Source organism: Streptomyces sp. NPDC096311 (genome assembly GCF_044763085.1).
Taxonomy (GTDB): domain Bacteria; phylum Actinomycetota; class Actinomycetes; order Streptomycetales; family Streptomycetaceae; genus Streptomyces.
In genome coordinates, this window is record NZ_JBIWFN010000031.1 from 3,523 (window position 1) to 17,246 (window position 13,724).

The 13,724-nt window shown below is 70.2% G+C and carries 9 protein-coding genes and 1 pseudogene; 4 read left to right on the plus strand and 6 right to left on the minus strand.

What is annotated here, in order from left to right; all coding sequences use genetic code 11:
* The coding region (locus tag ACIRA5_RS47985) for a WD40 repeat domain-containing protein (protein WP_403703322.1) at nt 1-843 on the plus strand (843 nt) is incomplete at its 5' end.
* A 203-nt stretch (nt 844-1,046) separates the two neighbouring features.
* Here the strand turns inward: ACIRA5_RS47985 and ACIRA5_RS47990 are convergent.
* The 3 genes and pseudogenes from ACIRA5_RS47990 to ACIRA5_RS48000 all read right to left on the minus strand — a co-directional run.
* Nucleotides 1,047-2,889 (minus strand): annotated as a pseudogene (locus ACIRA5_RS47990) (trypsin-like serine protease); the annotation flags it as partial.
* 127 nt (nt 2,890-3,016) lie between these two features.
* Complete coding sequence (locus ACIRA5_RS47995; RefSeq protein ID WP_403703325.1) at nt 3,017-3,304, minus strand: hypothetical protein; 288 nt, start codon at nt 3,302-3,304, stop codon at nt 3,017-3,019.
* Nucleotides 3,292-3,705 carry a hypothetical protein gene (locus ACIRA5_RS48000; RefSeq protein ID WP_403703328.1) on the minus strand — a complete coding sequence of 138 codons (414 nt, stop codon included), beginning with the start codon at nt 3,703-3,705 and terminating at the stop codon, nt 3,292-3,294. Before ACIRA5_RS48000 ends, ACIRA5_RS47995 begins: the two co-directional genes overlap by 13 nt.
* Nucleotides 3,706-4,605: 900 nt before the next feature.
* Here ACIRA5_RS48000 and ACIRA5_RS48005 point away from each other — a divergent pair.
* A complete protein-coding gene (locus ACIRA5_RS48005; RefSeq protein ID WP_403703330.1) occupies nt 4,606-6,564 on the plus strand; it encodes a glycoside hydrolase family 15 protein in 1,959 nt (652 codons plus the stop codon).
* 91 nt (nt 6,565-6,655) lie between these two features.
* Here the strand turns inward: ACIRA5_RS48005 and ACIRA5_RS48010 are convergent, their stop codons facing one another.
* From ACIRA5_RS48010 to ACIRA5_RS48020, 3 genes are all read right to left on the minus strand, one after another.
* The gene (locus ACIRA5_RS48010) at nt 6,656-8,773 is read right to left on the minus strand and encodes an FUSC family protein (RefSeq protein ID WP_403703333.1); all 2,118 of its coding nucleotides are present in this window, start codon (nt 8,771-8,773) and stop codon (nt 6,656-6,658) included.
* 250 nt (nt 8,774-9,023) lie between these two features.
* Nucleotides 9,024-9,452, minus strand: a complete 429-nt coding sequence (locus ACIRA5_RS48015; RefSeq protein ID WP_403703336.1) for an alpha/beta hydrolase — start codon at nt 9,450-9,452, stop codon at nt 9,024-9,026.
* 147 nt (nt 9,453-9,599) lie between these two features.
* The gene (locus tag ACIRA5_RS48020) at nt 9,600-11,519 is read right to left on the minus strand and encodes an ABC transporter ATP-binding protein (protein WP_403703549.1); all 1,920 of its coding nucleotides are present in this window, start codon (nt 11,517-11,519) and stop codon (nt 9,600-9,602) included.
* Nucleotides 11,520-11,736: 217 nt separating this feature from the next.
* Here ACIRA5_RS48020 and ACIRA5_RS48025 point away from each other — a divergent pair, with 217 nt between their 5' ends.
* A complete protein-coding gene (locus ACIRA5_RS48025) occupies nt 11,737-12,720 on the plus strand; it encodes a YbhN family protein (protein ID WP_403703338.1) in 984 nt (327 codons plus the stop codon).
* 94 nt (nt 12,721-12,814) lie between these two features.
* Entirely contained in the window at nt 12,815-13,579 is a 765-nt protein-coding gene (locus ACIRA5_RS48030; RefSeq protein WP_403703341.1) for a crotonase/enoyl-CoA hydratase family protein, read from the plus strand.
* The last annotated feature ends 145 nt before the right edge of the window (nt 13,580-13,724 follow it).

Here is a 13,724-nt window from a genome sequence, read left to right on the forward strand (position 1 = left end):
TGGGACGTGACCACCGGCACGGAAATCGCTCGCCTGCCGCACGACAACTGGGTCCGCGGTGTGGCCTTCAGCCCCGACGGAACCCGCATAGCAACGGTCGGTGATGACCACACGGTACGGATATGGGAAGCGGGGGCCGGTGCCCAAGCTTCGACATTCGGTCACGACGGAATCGTCTGGGCGGTGACGTTCAGCCCCGACGGCACCCGGTTGGCCAGCGCGAGCAGCGACAGCACCGCGCGCGTGTGGGACGTGACCACCGGCACGGAAATCGCTCGCCTGCCGCACGACAACTGGGTCCGCGGTGTGGCCTTCAGCCCCGACGGAACCCGCATAGCAACCGCCAGCAGTGACCGTACGGCACGGGTGTGGGACGCGGCAGACGGCACCGAGACGGCACGCCTGACTCACGACGGCGAAGTCAACTCCGTGGCGTTCAGCCCCGACGGCGCGCAGGTGGCCAGCGCGAGCAGCGACAGCACCGCGCGCGTGTGGGACGTGACCACCGGCACGGAAATCGCTCGCCTGCCGCACGACGACTGGGTGCGCGGTGTGGCCTTCAGCCCCGACGGAACCCGCATAGCAACCGCCAGCAGTGACCGTACGGCACGGGTGTGGGACGCGGCAGACGGCACCGAGATGGCACGCCTGACTCACGACGGCGAAGTCAACTCCGTGGCGTTCAGCCCCGACGGCTCATTCGCCGCCACGGCCTGCGAAGATCTGGCAGCACGGAGCTGGCCCGTTTCGCCGGACGAACTCATAGCTCAGGCACTGGAAAGGCTGCCGTCCGAACCGGTTGCCCTTGCCTACTCGCCCCCTTCGGACACCGACGACTCCTAACAGAACAAGGGGCGGGGCCGGCTACCGGTCCGTCCCGGGTGGACCGGGGCACTGCCGGCAGCGAGCGCCACCTGAACTCCCGGCAGGCTGCCGGACGTGATCTTCGTGCCCGCAGGGTGACCCCACACGCGAGAGCTCTCGACGGCGCGCGTGGCCGTCGAGGGCTCAGCCCTCTCGGCGGGACTCGGCCCGACGGGAGTTGTCTAGCGTGCGTTGTACCCGAAGCGCGATCCGGCGGACGGGCAGCCACCGGTTCCGGGCGTGTAGGCGGTGACGGGTCCGACGGTGCCGCCGGTCGCGTTGGTCAGCGGCAGGGCGTAGAGGGCACCCCGGGCGCTGGGACCGTACGGCAGACCGGCGTAGAGCTTGGTACCGGTGAAGTGGATGCTGCGGCCGAGGTACTGGTCGGCACCCGCGGGGCCGGGGACGCCGTCGCCGCTGCCCGCCTCGATCCAGTGGTCGCGGTCGCCGGGGGCGCCGAGCAGGGAGAACGTGTGGATGGCGCCGGCCTTGGCGGCGGTGCCGACTGCCTCGTTGGGGACACCGACGGCGACCTTCAGGGGCGCGGCGGTGCCGACCGCGCGGGGGGGGTGTTGACGGCCGTGAGTCTCTCGCCCATGCGGTCACCGGCCTCGGCGGTGCCCGAGACGGTGTCCGTGCTGGTGCCCTGCCACAGCGTGGGCTGCTGGTCCCAGGTGCCGTCGGCCTTGATGCGCACCACGGAGACCTGGCCGACCTCTGCCCGCTGGGTGGCGCCGCCGGAGAAGGTGTCGAGGTCCTGGTCGAGGCCGAACATCGGGGTCGACATGTTGTCGGCGTCCAGCTTGTTCGGGTTCAACACCGCCACGCCGCCGGCGCCCTTGTCGGTGCCGATGGCCTCGCCCGGCGAGCCGACGGCGAGGTGGTTGGCGTCGCCGGCCAGCGACGAGCCGAAGCGGTCACCCTCCTCCGCGGTGCACGGGACACCGGTCTTCCTGGTGCAGCGCGACATTGGTGTCGCCGTGGATGTAGAAGGCGGAGCCGGCGTTCTTCACCGAGCCCAGTGCCTCACCGGGGGAGCCAGCCGGGATATACGGCTCACCGGCGCGCGTGGTGCCGGCGACGACGGCGTGCCCCAGCGGTCCCCGGTCTCGGGGGTGGAGACCTTCAGCCCGCCGGTGCCGGCGCCCTGCTCGAAGTGGGCGTTCTTCACCGAGCCGGTGCCCAGACCGCCCGGGGCCCCGAAGAAGACGTCGACCATGCCGGCGTCCGTGGCGGTGCCGAGGGTCTCGTTGGGGGTGCCGACGACCAGGGTCGTGTAGCCGTCCTCGTTGTAGTCGACGGTGGCGAGCTGCTCACCGAACCAGTCGCTCTGCTCGGCACCGCCCGGCACCCAGTCGAGGTCCTGGTTGATCTCGGCGGTGCCCTTGCCGCCGCCGTACGAGACCCGTACGACACCGGCGCTCGTGTCGGTGCCCACGGTGGCCGCGGGGTCGTCGATCGCGATGTCCTCGACGCCGTCACCGTTGTAGTCGGTGATCCGGCCGGGTCCATGGCCGAGTTCACCCAGGAGGCCAGGTCGTCCACCCGGGCGATGACTCCGGCAGTGCTGGTCTGCGTCTCGTCAATACCGAAGCACCCGCCCTGCGAGGACTGGGAGCTGAGGCCGGCGAGCTTGCCCGCACTGATCACCGGGCCGCCCGCGTCTCCCATGCACGCGGCCGAGTCCTTGCCGATCACCGTCGCCGAGCCGACGGTGTAGGTGCCGGTGTGCAGCTTCAGCGGCGCCCACTCGGTCTTCGTACGGCCGTATCCGGTGAACGTCAGCTCCGCACCGGTCGCGGGTGCGGCGCTCGGGAGGGCGATGGAAGCCACGTTGGTGACGGGCCGGTTCAGTCGGGCGAGCACCACGTCGCGGTCAGTACGCGGCACGAGCTGGACGACCCGGCGCGCGGCGCCCTGGGCGCCGGATGGGTCGGCGCGGTCGATGACCGCGGTGGTCGCTTTCTTCGGTGCGCCGGCCGGTACGGCGAGGCTCACGGCGGGGTCGTCGGCGAAGCAGCTGGCCAGTACGGGTTGGTCATCTCCGCACCATCCGTTCTCGCCTTGGACGGGTGTGCTGCCGCGAGCGCATTGTCGAGATGGTCCCCGACCAGCGGTTCAGCTACGAACAGGCCGCCGGGTTGTTCACTTCTCATCGGGGGTCTGTGCCGTGCTTCTCCTCGTAGCGTTCGATCGTCTCCAGTACCGAGCGGGGCAGCGGCACCTCCCGGAACTCCCCCACCTTGCGGTGCTTCAGCTTCGCCGGTCGGTGCGTGTTGGAGTGGATCTGCTCGTGCACCCGGTACACGTCATCCGCCACCACATTGTTGACGTTCACGGCCCGGGCCTCGCCGTTACGCAGTCCGCATCCCGCCATCATCACGATCTCCAGAGCAAGGTCGTCACCCGCGACAGCCAGAGCCTGTTTCAGATAGGCCAAGCCCGGAATGACCACCCTGTGGCGAACGTACTCTGGCTCCTGCCATCCCGCAGAATCGCCTTGAGGGTGCGCAGGATGTTGACCTGATTGCCCCGGCCAACGCCGTCGGCCTCCAACTCATCCAGGAAACGCTGCACCACAACGGGAGTCACGGATATCAGCTTCCGTGAACCCAGGCGCGGAACGATATGGACGTTGATGGAGCTTCTGACGTGCTCGCTCGTGGAGTATTCGGTCATCCGCCGCTGGCGGGGCAGCCACTGCTTCGCATATTCCGCGACCGTCTTCTGCCCCATCTCCCGGTGCACCTCCGCGACAGACGGCGCCGTGCGCTTCTTCTCCGAATAGATCTGCGTCAGGCGCTTGATCGCATCGCCCTGTGCCGAACCCGCCTTCCTCAAGCTGCTTCCCCTGACCGTTGCGGAAACGGATCGTGTACGGGTGCGGGCACCGGGTCGGCCGGGCACAACCGCAGTCCTTGAAGAACGAACCCATACCGCGAGCGAGCTGACGAGCCACGAAGCGAACCTTCCGAGCGGGAGCCAGGCATCCGCGTCCAGGCCCCGCCGCGGCGGTCACCAGGTCAGCACGCCAGACACCCCCGCACCCGATGCTGACCATTTGCTGACCCGAGCGGGGCCATCACACCTCTGACCTGCACAAACGCCCAGATGCTAGATCTTGGACTTGAACATGGTACGCAGCATTGAGCGCTCCCAGAATTCTGCTCCCTGCCTGCTCTTGCAGGTCAAGGGCGGTTCCCTACTCTACAACGGCCGGTTTTCCGGCCGGATTACGGGCTGTTGCTCCCGCATCGGCACTGACTGATTGCCGAGCCTTCTGACGCCGCGCCAGACGGACGGGGCCAGCGTACGGAACCGTGCTCCCGATCGCACCGAGAACCTCGTCACTGTGGCGACCGCACGGATTCGGCGGTGCACGGCGCGAGACAGAGGTCAACTGCTTCGGCACCTGGGCCGTCTCCCATCACGTGACACCGGCCTGGCGGCGGATATCGACTCGCCGAAGACGCTTTCGGCCGGCGTGGCGCTCTCGGGGGAACTCGAGGCGCTGTACTCCGTGAGCGACGCGTCTACGAAGCGCTCCGCCGCTGCGGCCGTCGATCGCCACGGGAAGGTGGCGGGGGCCGCGCGGGACGGGGATGACGTCCGCTTCCAGGAGTAATGCGAACCCGGGACATGCCAGGCAGTCTGGAGGTGGGGGCGAGTGGTGTGTCCGCAAGCGGCACCGTCGGTAGCAGCGCGTCACCGCTGGCGTCAGGCGAGACGGGAAGAGACCCCATGAACGAACATCCGCTGATCGAAGACCACGGACTCATCGGTGACCTGCAGACGGCCGCGCTGGTCTCCACCGAGGGAACGATCGACTGGTTCTGCAGCCCGCGATTCGACTCGCCGAGTATCTTCGGAGCACTGCTCGACAGTGAGAACGGCGGTCACTGGAAGATTGCTCCCCAAGCGCCGACGTATGCGACGAAGCAGCTCTACTACCCGGACACCTGTGCGCTGCTCACCAGGTTCATGACCAGGCAAGGCGTCGGATCGGTCGTGGATTTCATGCCGCCTGCTTCGCCACGCGATCCGACGAGCAATCACCGACTGGTCCGCATGCTGCGGTGCACACGCGGTGAGATCTCGTTCGACATCGAGATCGCCCCTCGGTTCGACTACGCGCAGCAACCGCACGAGGTCACCTCGTGCATGGGCGGCTGGCATTTTGCCAGCCGCGATACAGATGTGACCGTCCATGTGGTGGACACACCCGGCGACGAGTGCGCGGGCGACCGGAGGGTTCACGCCGGTGACGTATACATGTCCATAAGACTGCGAGCCGGCATGACCAGCGGTCTCGTGCTGGAAACGTTCGCTGACGGTCCGCCACGCGTCGTTCCGCCTGGGGAATGCGAGCGGCTCCTGGAGGACACCATCGCCTTCTGGCACACCTGGCTGGCCCGTTCACGCTATACCGGACGGTGGCGGGAGATGGTCAACCGCTCCGCCATGACGCTCAAACTCATGACCTACGCTCCGTCCGGTGCCATGGTTGCGGCTCCGACCACGAGCCTGCCGGAACAGGTCGGCGGCGAGCGCAACTGGGACTACCGCTACGCGTGGGTACGCGACGCCTCCTTGTCCCTTCACGCGCTGCTCGGGCTGGGATTCACCGAGGAAGCCATGGCGTTCACCGAGTGGCTGGGCGACCGCGTTCAGGAACACGCAGGTTCCGGCGAGCACCCTCTGAAGGTCATGTATCGCGTCGACGGCTCCTCCGACCTGGCGGAGCAGACCCTGGGGCACTGGGCGGGCTACCGGTGCTCCGCTCCGGTGCGGGTCGGCAACGGTGCCGCTGACCAGTTGCAGCTCGACATCTACGGATCAGCGCTGGAGTGCCTCCATTTCGCCGACCGGCAGGGTCTACCGACCACCTGGCGCATCTGGCAGGCACTGATCAACACGGTGGACTGGGTGTGCGAGAACTGGGACCGTCCCGAAGCCGGTATTTGGGAAACGCGGGGCGGTGACAAGGACTTCACCTATGGACGGCTCATGAGCTGGATCGCGCTGGATCGGGCCATCCGCATGGCCGCTCAGAACGGCCGCCCCGCAGAGGTGCAGCGCTGGACCAAGGAACGCGACGCCATCTACTGGCAGATCCTGCAGCGAGGGTGGAGTCCGGAGCGTGCCGCGTTCACGCAGTACTTGGGCAGCAACGTCCTGGACTCCGCGCTTTTGCGGATGCCCGCGGTAGGTTTCATCCCCCCGCAGGATCCGCGGTGGCTCTCGACCTTGGACGCGATCAAGAAAGATCTCGTGTCCGACGGCCTCGTATACCGGTACGACCCCTCTGCCTCTCCCGACGGACTGCTCGGTTCCGAAGGCACCTTCTCGGCCTGTACTTTCTGGTACGTCGAAGCCCTCGCTCGCGCCGGCCGTCTGCGTGAAGGGCGACTCGTCTTCGAGAAGATGCTCACCTACGCCAACCATCTCGGTCTGTACTCCGAGGAGATCGGGCTGACCGGCGAGCAACTCGGCAACTTCCCCCAGGCGTTGACCCACCTTGCCCTCGTCACCGCCGCACTGAGCCTCGATGCCCACCTCGACGCCGCCAGGCCGGGCTTCCCTCCCACCTCTCCGGTTCCGGTTCCATATTTCTACGCGCAACCGATGGCAGCAGGGGCCGGAGGTCCACCTGTCACGCCGACCACCCCATATCCCTCGGACCACGTCATCCGCAGGTGAGCGCACCATCACGCACGGAGGCGCTGTTGCGCGACCGGCGCGTCGCGCGCCACTCGACAGGTGGCTGCTCTCTGCGGATCTCTGCGGGGTTTCAGGCTGCCGCGTGGCGACGGGGGCGGTAGCGGGAGGCGATGGTGGCGGTCAGGGCCTCCACGGCGTCGACGGTTGCGGTGCTCAGGGCGACGGCGCGGCTGGTCGTGGTGCTGCCGGAGCCGTCGGACGTCTCGGGCGGCAGGCCGGAGCGGGCGGTGAAGGAGTCGAGGACCGACCGCAAGGCCCCCGGGGTCACGGTCTCGGCTCCGGCGGCGGCGCGGGCCAGTGCGGTGAGGTGTTCGTGCAGCGGATCGACCAGTTCGGTCAGCTCCGGCACGGTGTCCTGCGGGGTACGCGGGAGGTGTTCGCCCAGCAGGGTGGCACATCCGGCGACCGTGGACACCTGAGTCCTGATCTGCTCCAGCTGCACACTCGACCAGGGGCCGCGGTGCTCGGCCGGCTCGGCGTACGACTGCTCCACCGCGGCCTCCAGGTTCTCCCTGACCTGCCGTGACCGCGCCCGTAGTGCGTCGACGGCCGCCGGGTCGGTCGCCCCTACGTCGGCGTAGCCGGTCAGCAGTTCGGGCAGCAGCCTGTCCTGCACCCGCAGCCACTCCGCGAGCAGGCCCGGCACCCGCCGGGTGGACCAGGTCGGCCAGACCAGGAAGATGAGCACGGCGAGCGCGGCGCCGACCACCGTGTCGGCCGCGCGGGCCCACGCCGTGGGCCCCGGCAGCCCGCCGACGTCGTGGATCAGGAAGACGATCCAGGTGGTCAGCCACAGGTTGAGCATCAGCTGCCCGGTCCGCAGGGTCACGAACGAGGCAGCGGCCAGCACCACCGCCACGACCGCGAGGCCGACGGGCGACCAGGGCGGCAGGGACAGCACCCAGGCGAAGAGGCCGCCCAGAACGGCCCCGGCCGCCCGTCCCCAGCCGCGGACGAGGGTGTGTCCGTACTCGGGGAAGAGAACCAGCATGGTGGTCAGGGCCACCCAGAAGCCGTGCGCGGAGATGCCCAGCCCACCCCACCCGCCGATCGACCGGCCGATGACCTCGGCGACCACGACACCCACCGCGAGCCGCACCGCGTGGCGGAAGATCGGCGATTCGGGACGCAGCTGCGCCCGGATCCGCCGGGCGGTGCGTGCCACGGAGGGGGTGCCCGAGTACAGGCCCGGCACCTCGGCGTGGGGTTCCAGTACATCGCCGAGGAGGTCGTCGGTCGAGCGCCGGGCCAGCTGCTCGGCGTTCCGCACCCGCGCGGCCAGGTCGCGCCGGCCGCGCACGGGCGAGGTGGCCGCCCACGCCTCCAGGGGGGTGCGGACTTCCTCGGGGGTGCGGTGCTCGCGGCCCGAGGCCACCGTACGGGAGATACGGCCCAGCACCTGCGCGGCGGCGGCCAGTGCTTCCTGGTTCCCGGCCGCTGCCGCCGCGGGTAGCGTCAGCCGCACGGTGTGCAGCGCGCGGCGAATGCGCTCGGCCTCTCCCAGCAGTCCGAACATGGCCGCCGCTGACGGCCGGCTGAACTGCGGCAGCACGTCCAGAGCCTGCCGGGCCGCCGTGAACGGAGCGGACCTGCCCAGGGCGGCGGAGTCGGCCGCGACCGAAGTCTCGGCGAGCGACTGGTACAGGGCCGCAAGGGCACGGCGCTGGGCGGCGAACCGCGGACCGTATGGCGGGATCAGTTGCACCACCACGACGAGTCCGGTCCCGACCGCGATCCACCCGGCCATCACCAGGCCGCCATGTACGTCGGGAGCGAGATCGGCCGTGATCATCAGCCCGATGGCCGTGAGACACCCCCGGATGCCGGGCGCGACGCCCAGCGTCCGCCACAGCCCGGTGGCGAACGCCGCGACCGCGAGCAGCAGCAGGAACAGCCACGTGGTGCCCTGCACCAGTGCCCCCAGCACCGCCATTGCGCTGAAGGCCGCGGCCATCCCGAGCGCGTTCACCACAGGGTGTCGCAGCGGGCTCAGCATCGTACCGATGCCGCAGATGAACGCACCGACGCTGGCCATGGACCCGGCGACCGGGTCGTCCAGCAGCAGGCCGAGGACCGTGGCGAGCAGCACGGCCAGTACGGCCCGTGCGATCACCGACGGGGCGGCGAATGCCCGCTGCACGCGCAGCCCGTCCCGGCCGATCGTGATCAGAGACGACCACCAGCGCATGTCCGGGCCTCCTTGGCGGCGCGGCACGGGAGCAGCGCTCCGGCGCGGGGCGGGAGCAGCGCTCTCATCCTCTGCCAGCCTCGGCGTGGCTGCCACCCGCTGCGCCTGGACGGCACCACCAGAAGGCCGTCAGCTCGGTGGTGCCCCCACGCAGGAGGTGGTCGGGCTCACCGAACACGCCTGATGGTGACCGTTTGCCGACCTGGCCGGATGGCTGCTTGGCCCGTCCGCGGTCATGCCGTTACCGGTCTCATCCTTCCGGCCTCCGAAGGCCGGCACCTCGTCGTAGGCGGTGACGGCGTCCAGCCCGTAGTGCTCCCACACCGCCGACCAGAAGGCCGCCGGATCGGTGGAGCTCCACCGCCACGGACTCCAGCATGCGGATCAGCTCTTCGCCCTGATGCCATTCTCCGTATCCCGAGGCCGGGTTGAGGTGACCGACCGCGCCCAGTCGCACGAGTCGGCTGCCCCGGCGACGGTGCTGGGAAAGGGCAGCCGGGTGCGGGGCACGGGGGTCCAGCCGTGCCCCGCCAGTTCGGCGGGGGTGGGGTAGCCCTTCCTCACCTCCGACAGCACGATGCTGAAACAGATCGCCTTCGCACTCGCCGCCGGTGTCCTGCTCGACGCGTTCATCATCCGGATGACCTTCGTCCCGGCCGTCCTGGCGCTGACCCGGCACGCGGCCTGGTGGCCCCCGAATGGCTGGAGCGGCGCCTTCCCGGCCTCGACATCGAGGGCGACCGGCTCGGCCCCGCCCACGCCGTACCAGAATCCGTACCCCTCACCCCGTCGACAGCCCACTGACGACACCTCCCTGCCGGCGGTCCTACGGGATCGCCTCCGCCGCGACGGCGACCTCCGCCACGCCGTCCCGGTCCTTGCCGACTTCCCGGCCCTTCTTGAACTGGGTCCGGTACAGCTCCGCGTACCGGCCCTCCGCCGTGAGCAACTCCTCGTGCGTGCCCCGCTCCACGATGTGTCCGGCCTCCACGACGAGGATCACGTCGGCGGTCCGCACGGTGGACAGCCGGTGCGCGATCACCACGGCCGTGCGCCCTTCCAGCGCCTCGGTGAGCGCCTCCTGGACAGCCGCCTCCGAGGTGTTGTCCAGATGCGCGGTGGCCTCGTCGAGGATGACGACACGCTGACGGGCGAGCAGCAGCCGGGCGATGGTCATGCGCTGGCGCTCTCCGCCGGAGAGACGGTAGCCGCGCTCGCCGACCACGGTGTCGAGGCCGTCGGGCAGGGAGCGTACGAGGTCTTCGAGGCGGGACCTGCGCAGTACGTCCCACAGGTCGTCCTCCGTCGCGGAGGGGCGGGCCAGGAGCAGGTTGGCGCGTACCGAGTCGTGGAAGAGGTGACCGTCCTGGGTGACCATGCCGAGGGTCTCGCGCATCGACTCGGCGCTCAGTTCGCGGACGTCGACGCCGCCGATGCGGACGGTGCCCTCGTCGGTGTCGTACAGGCGCGGCAGCAGTTGGGCGATGGTCGACTTGCCGGCACCGGAGGAGCCGACGAGGGCGACGGTCTGGCCGGGTTCGGCGCGGAAGGACACGCCGTGCAGGACCTCGGCGCCGCCCCGGGTGTCGAGGGCGGCGACCTCCTCGAGGGAGGCGAGGGAGACCTTGTCGGCGGAGGGGTAGGCGAAGCGGACGTCCTGGAACTCCACGGCCGCCGGGCCTTCCGGGACCGTACGGGCGTCCGGTTTCTCCTCGATGAGTGGCTTGAGGTCGAGCACCTCGAAGACGCGCTCGAAGCTCACCAGGGCGCTCATGACCTCGACACGCGCCCCGGCGAGCGAGGTGAGCGGCGCGTACAGGCGGGTCAGCAGCAGCGCCAGTGAGACGACGGCGCCCGGCTCCAGGCTGCCGCGCAGCGCGAACCAGCCGCCGAGCCCGTACACGAGCGCCAGGGCCAGGGCGGAGACCAGCGTGAGGGCCGTGATGAACGCCGACTGCGCCATCGCCGTACGCACCCCGATGTCCCGCACCCGCCGGGCCCGCGCCGCGAACTCGGCGGACTCGTCCTCGGGCCGCCCGAAGAGCTTGATGAGCGTGGCGCCGGGCGCGGAGAACCGCTCGGTCATCCGGGTGCCCATCGACGCGTTCAGGTTCGCCGCCTCTCGTTGCAGGCGTGCCATCCGGCTGCCCGTCCGCCGTGCGGGCACCACGAACACCGGGAGCAGCACCAGCGCGAGCAGCGTGATCTGCCAGGACAGGGTGAGCATGACGGCGAGGGTGAGCAGCAGCGTGACGAGATTGCTGACGACTCCGGACAGCGTGTTGCTGAAGGCGCGCTGGGCGCCGATCACGTCGTTGTTGAGTCGACTGACCAGCGCGCCCGTACGGGTACGTGTGAAGAACGCGACCGGCATGCGCTGCACATGATCGAACACGGCCGTCCGCAGATCGAGGATGAGGCCCTCACCGAGCGTCGCCGACAGCCAGCGGCCGAGGAGCCCGAGCGCCGCCTCGGCGAGCGCGATGAGTGCGATGAGCACGGCAAGGCGGATGACGGTGGCTTCGTCGCCGCCGGACACGATGGCGTCCACGACGCGCCCCGCGAGCACCGGCGTCGCGACGGCCAGCAGCGCGGTCAGCACGCTGAGGACCACGAACTGGCCGATACGGCGGCGATGCGGGCGGGCGAAGGCGGCGATGCGACGCAAGGTCGCGCGGGCGAAGTGACGGCGCTCCTGCTGCGCGTTCATGACGCTGTGCAGCTGGGTCCAGGCTGTGCTCTCCATGCTCATGAGAGTGACCGTAGGACCTCAAGCATCGTTGAGGTCAACGATTCCCGGACGAAGACACAGTGAAGAACGAAGACACGGTGAAGAACACAGTAAGGAATCCATGACGGCACCCACGACGGCGACGACCCCTCCCGCACCTTGCCCGGCACGTCAGCCGCCGGACGCGCGCCCGCAACCCCCCGTTGGCGCGGCGTGGAGAACCTCTCCCGATGTGACAGCGGTTCGACTTCCCCAGAAGCTTCCCCAGGGATTCTCCCAAGGATCCCGACGCTTCCCGCTCAGGTCGGTCCTGTGCGTGATCCCGCTCGCCCTCGTCCTGGTGGTCGCGGTGCGGCATCGCTCCGTCCTCATGGAGGGCTTCGGCCATCTGCGCTCGGCCGAGTGGCCGTGGCTGCTGGCGGCCGCCGTCGCGACCTGCCTGACCTGGGTCGCCGCGGCCTCCGCCCGGCAGGGCGCGGTCATGCAGCGGCTGCCCGCGCGGCGGCTGCTCGCCACCCAGTTCGCCGCGGGCGCGGCCAACCACCTGCTGCCGACCGGTCTCGGCGCCGGCGCGGTCAATCTCCGCTTCATGACCGTGTGCGGCGTCCCGCTCGCCCGCTCCTCCGCCGCGCTCGCGCTCTACATGCTCGCGGAGTCGATCGCCCGGCTGACCCTCCTGGTGGGTCTGCTCATCGCGTTCCCGGGAGCCCTGCACATCGGATCCCTCCTCCCCTCGGGCGCGATCGGCCCCTTGCTTCTCGCCGCGGGAGTGCTCCTGCTGGCCGCGGTGGCGACGCTTCTTCTCGTGCGACGGCTGCGCGGGGCCGTGCTGTCGTTCCTGCGCACCGCGCTCGGCGAGGCCCGCTCCGTGCACACCCGTCCGGCACGCGCGCTCGCCCTGTGGGGCGGATCGCTCGCCTTCCCGCTGCTGCAGGCCGCCGGGCTGACCGCGGTCGGTGAGGCGATGAACCTGGCGGTGCCGCCGCTGCACATGGCGCTCGCGTATCTGGCGGCGACGGCGGCCGTCGCGATGGTGCCCACGCCGGGCGGCATCGGTTCGGTGGAGGCGGCGCTGATCGTCGCGCTGGTGGCGGCGGGCGGCCCGGTGGCCGTGGTGACGGCGGTCGTGCTGGCGTACCGGATCATCACGGTGTGGGTGCCGCTGCTGCCCGGGGCGCTGACGCTGGGGGCACTGGTCCGTCTCAAGGTGATCTGAGCGCCACGGATCTGCGCCACGGGAGGCTCCGGAGTAACCTCCCCGTACGCCGCGCTGGAGAAGGCGTACATGGCCGGGAGAAGGGGACAGCACGATGTCGGTCCGGATCGAACGCCAGGGGCACGTCACCACGGTCGTCCTCTCCCGCCCCGCCGCCCGCAATGCCGTGGACGGGCCGACCGCCGCCGAACTCGCCGACGCCTTCCGGGAGTTCGAGGCGGACGAGACGGCCCGGGTGGCGGTGCTCTGGGGCGAGGGCGGCACGTTCTGCGCCGGCGCGGACCTCAAGGCGATCGGCACCGAGTACGGCAACAGCGTCGCGGAGGACGGTGACGGGCCGATGGGTCCCACCCGGCTGCGGCTGTCCAAGCCGGTCATCGCGGCGGTCGCGGGGCACGCCGTGGCGGGCGGCCTGGAACTGGCGCTCTGGTGCGATCTGCGGGTCGCCGAGCAGGACGCCGTCTTCGGCGTCTTCTGCCGCCGCTGGGGCGTCCCGCTCATCGATGGCGGCACCATAAGGCTCCCCCGGCTCATCGGCGCAAGCCGTGCGATGGACATGATCCTCACCGGCCGCGCGGTCCCGGCCGCCGAGGCGTACGAGATGGGCCTCGCCAACCGGCTCGTCCCGACCGGCCGCGCCCGGGCCGAGGCCGAGGAACTCGCCGCGGCCATCGCCGACTTCCCCCAGTCCTGCCTGCGCAGCGACCGCGCGTCGGTCCTCGACCAGGAAGGCCTGGTCGAGGAGGCGGCCCTGCGCGTCGAACTCCGTTACGGCATGGACGTGTTGGCCGAGGGCATGGAGGGTGCCGCGCGCTTCGCGTCGGGCGCCGGGCGGCACGGCTCGTTCACGTCGAGGTAGTGGGCCGGGGCCTGTGCCGTATCGCGGCTCCTCGACTCGATCGAGTCGGTCTCGACCGGATCGGCCCCGGCCGAGACCCTGGTGACGGACCGACAGGTGTGGTGGGCGGGGATGTCGACAGGCGTGGTCGGCAGGTGTGCCGGAA

What these genes read in the sequence shown, in the direction of transcription:
- ACIRA5_RS48005 (WP_403703330.1), top strand. Translation starts at nt 4,606, where the DNA reads ATGAACGAACATCCGCTGATCGAAGACCACGGACTCATCGGTGACCTG.
- ACIRA5_RS48010 (WP_403703333.1), bottom strand. Translation starts at nt 8,773, where the DNA reads ATGCGCTGGTGGTCGTCTCTGATCACGATCGGCCGGGACGGGCTGCGC.
- ACIRA5_RS48020 (WP_403703549.1), bottom strand. Translation starts at nt 11,519, where the DNA reads ATGGAGAGCACAGCCTGGACCCAGCTGCACAGCGTCATGAACGCGCAG.
- ACIRA5_RS48030 (WP_403703341.1), top strand. Translation starts at nt 12,815, where the DNA reads ATGTCGGTCCGGATCGAACGCCAGGGGCACGTCACCACGGTCGTCCTC.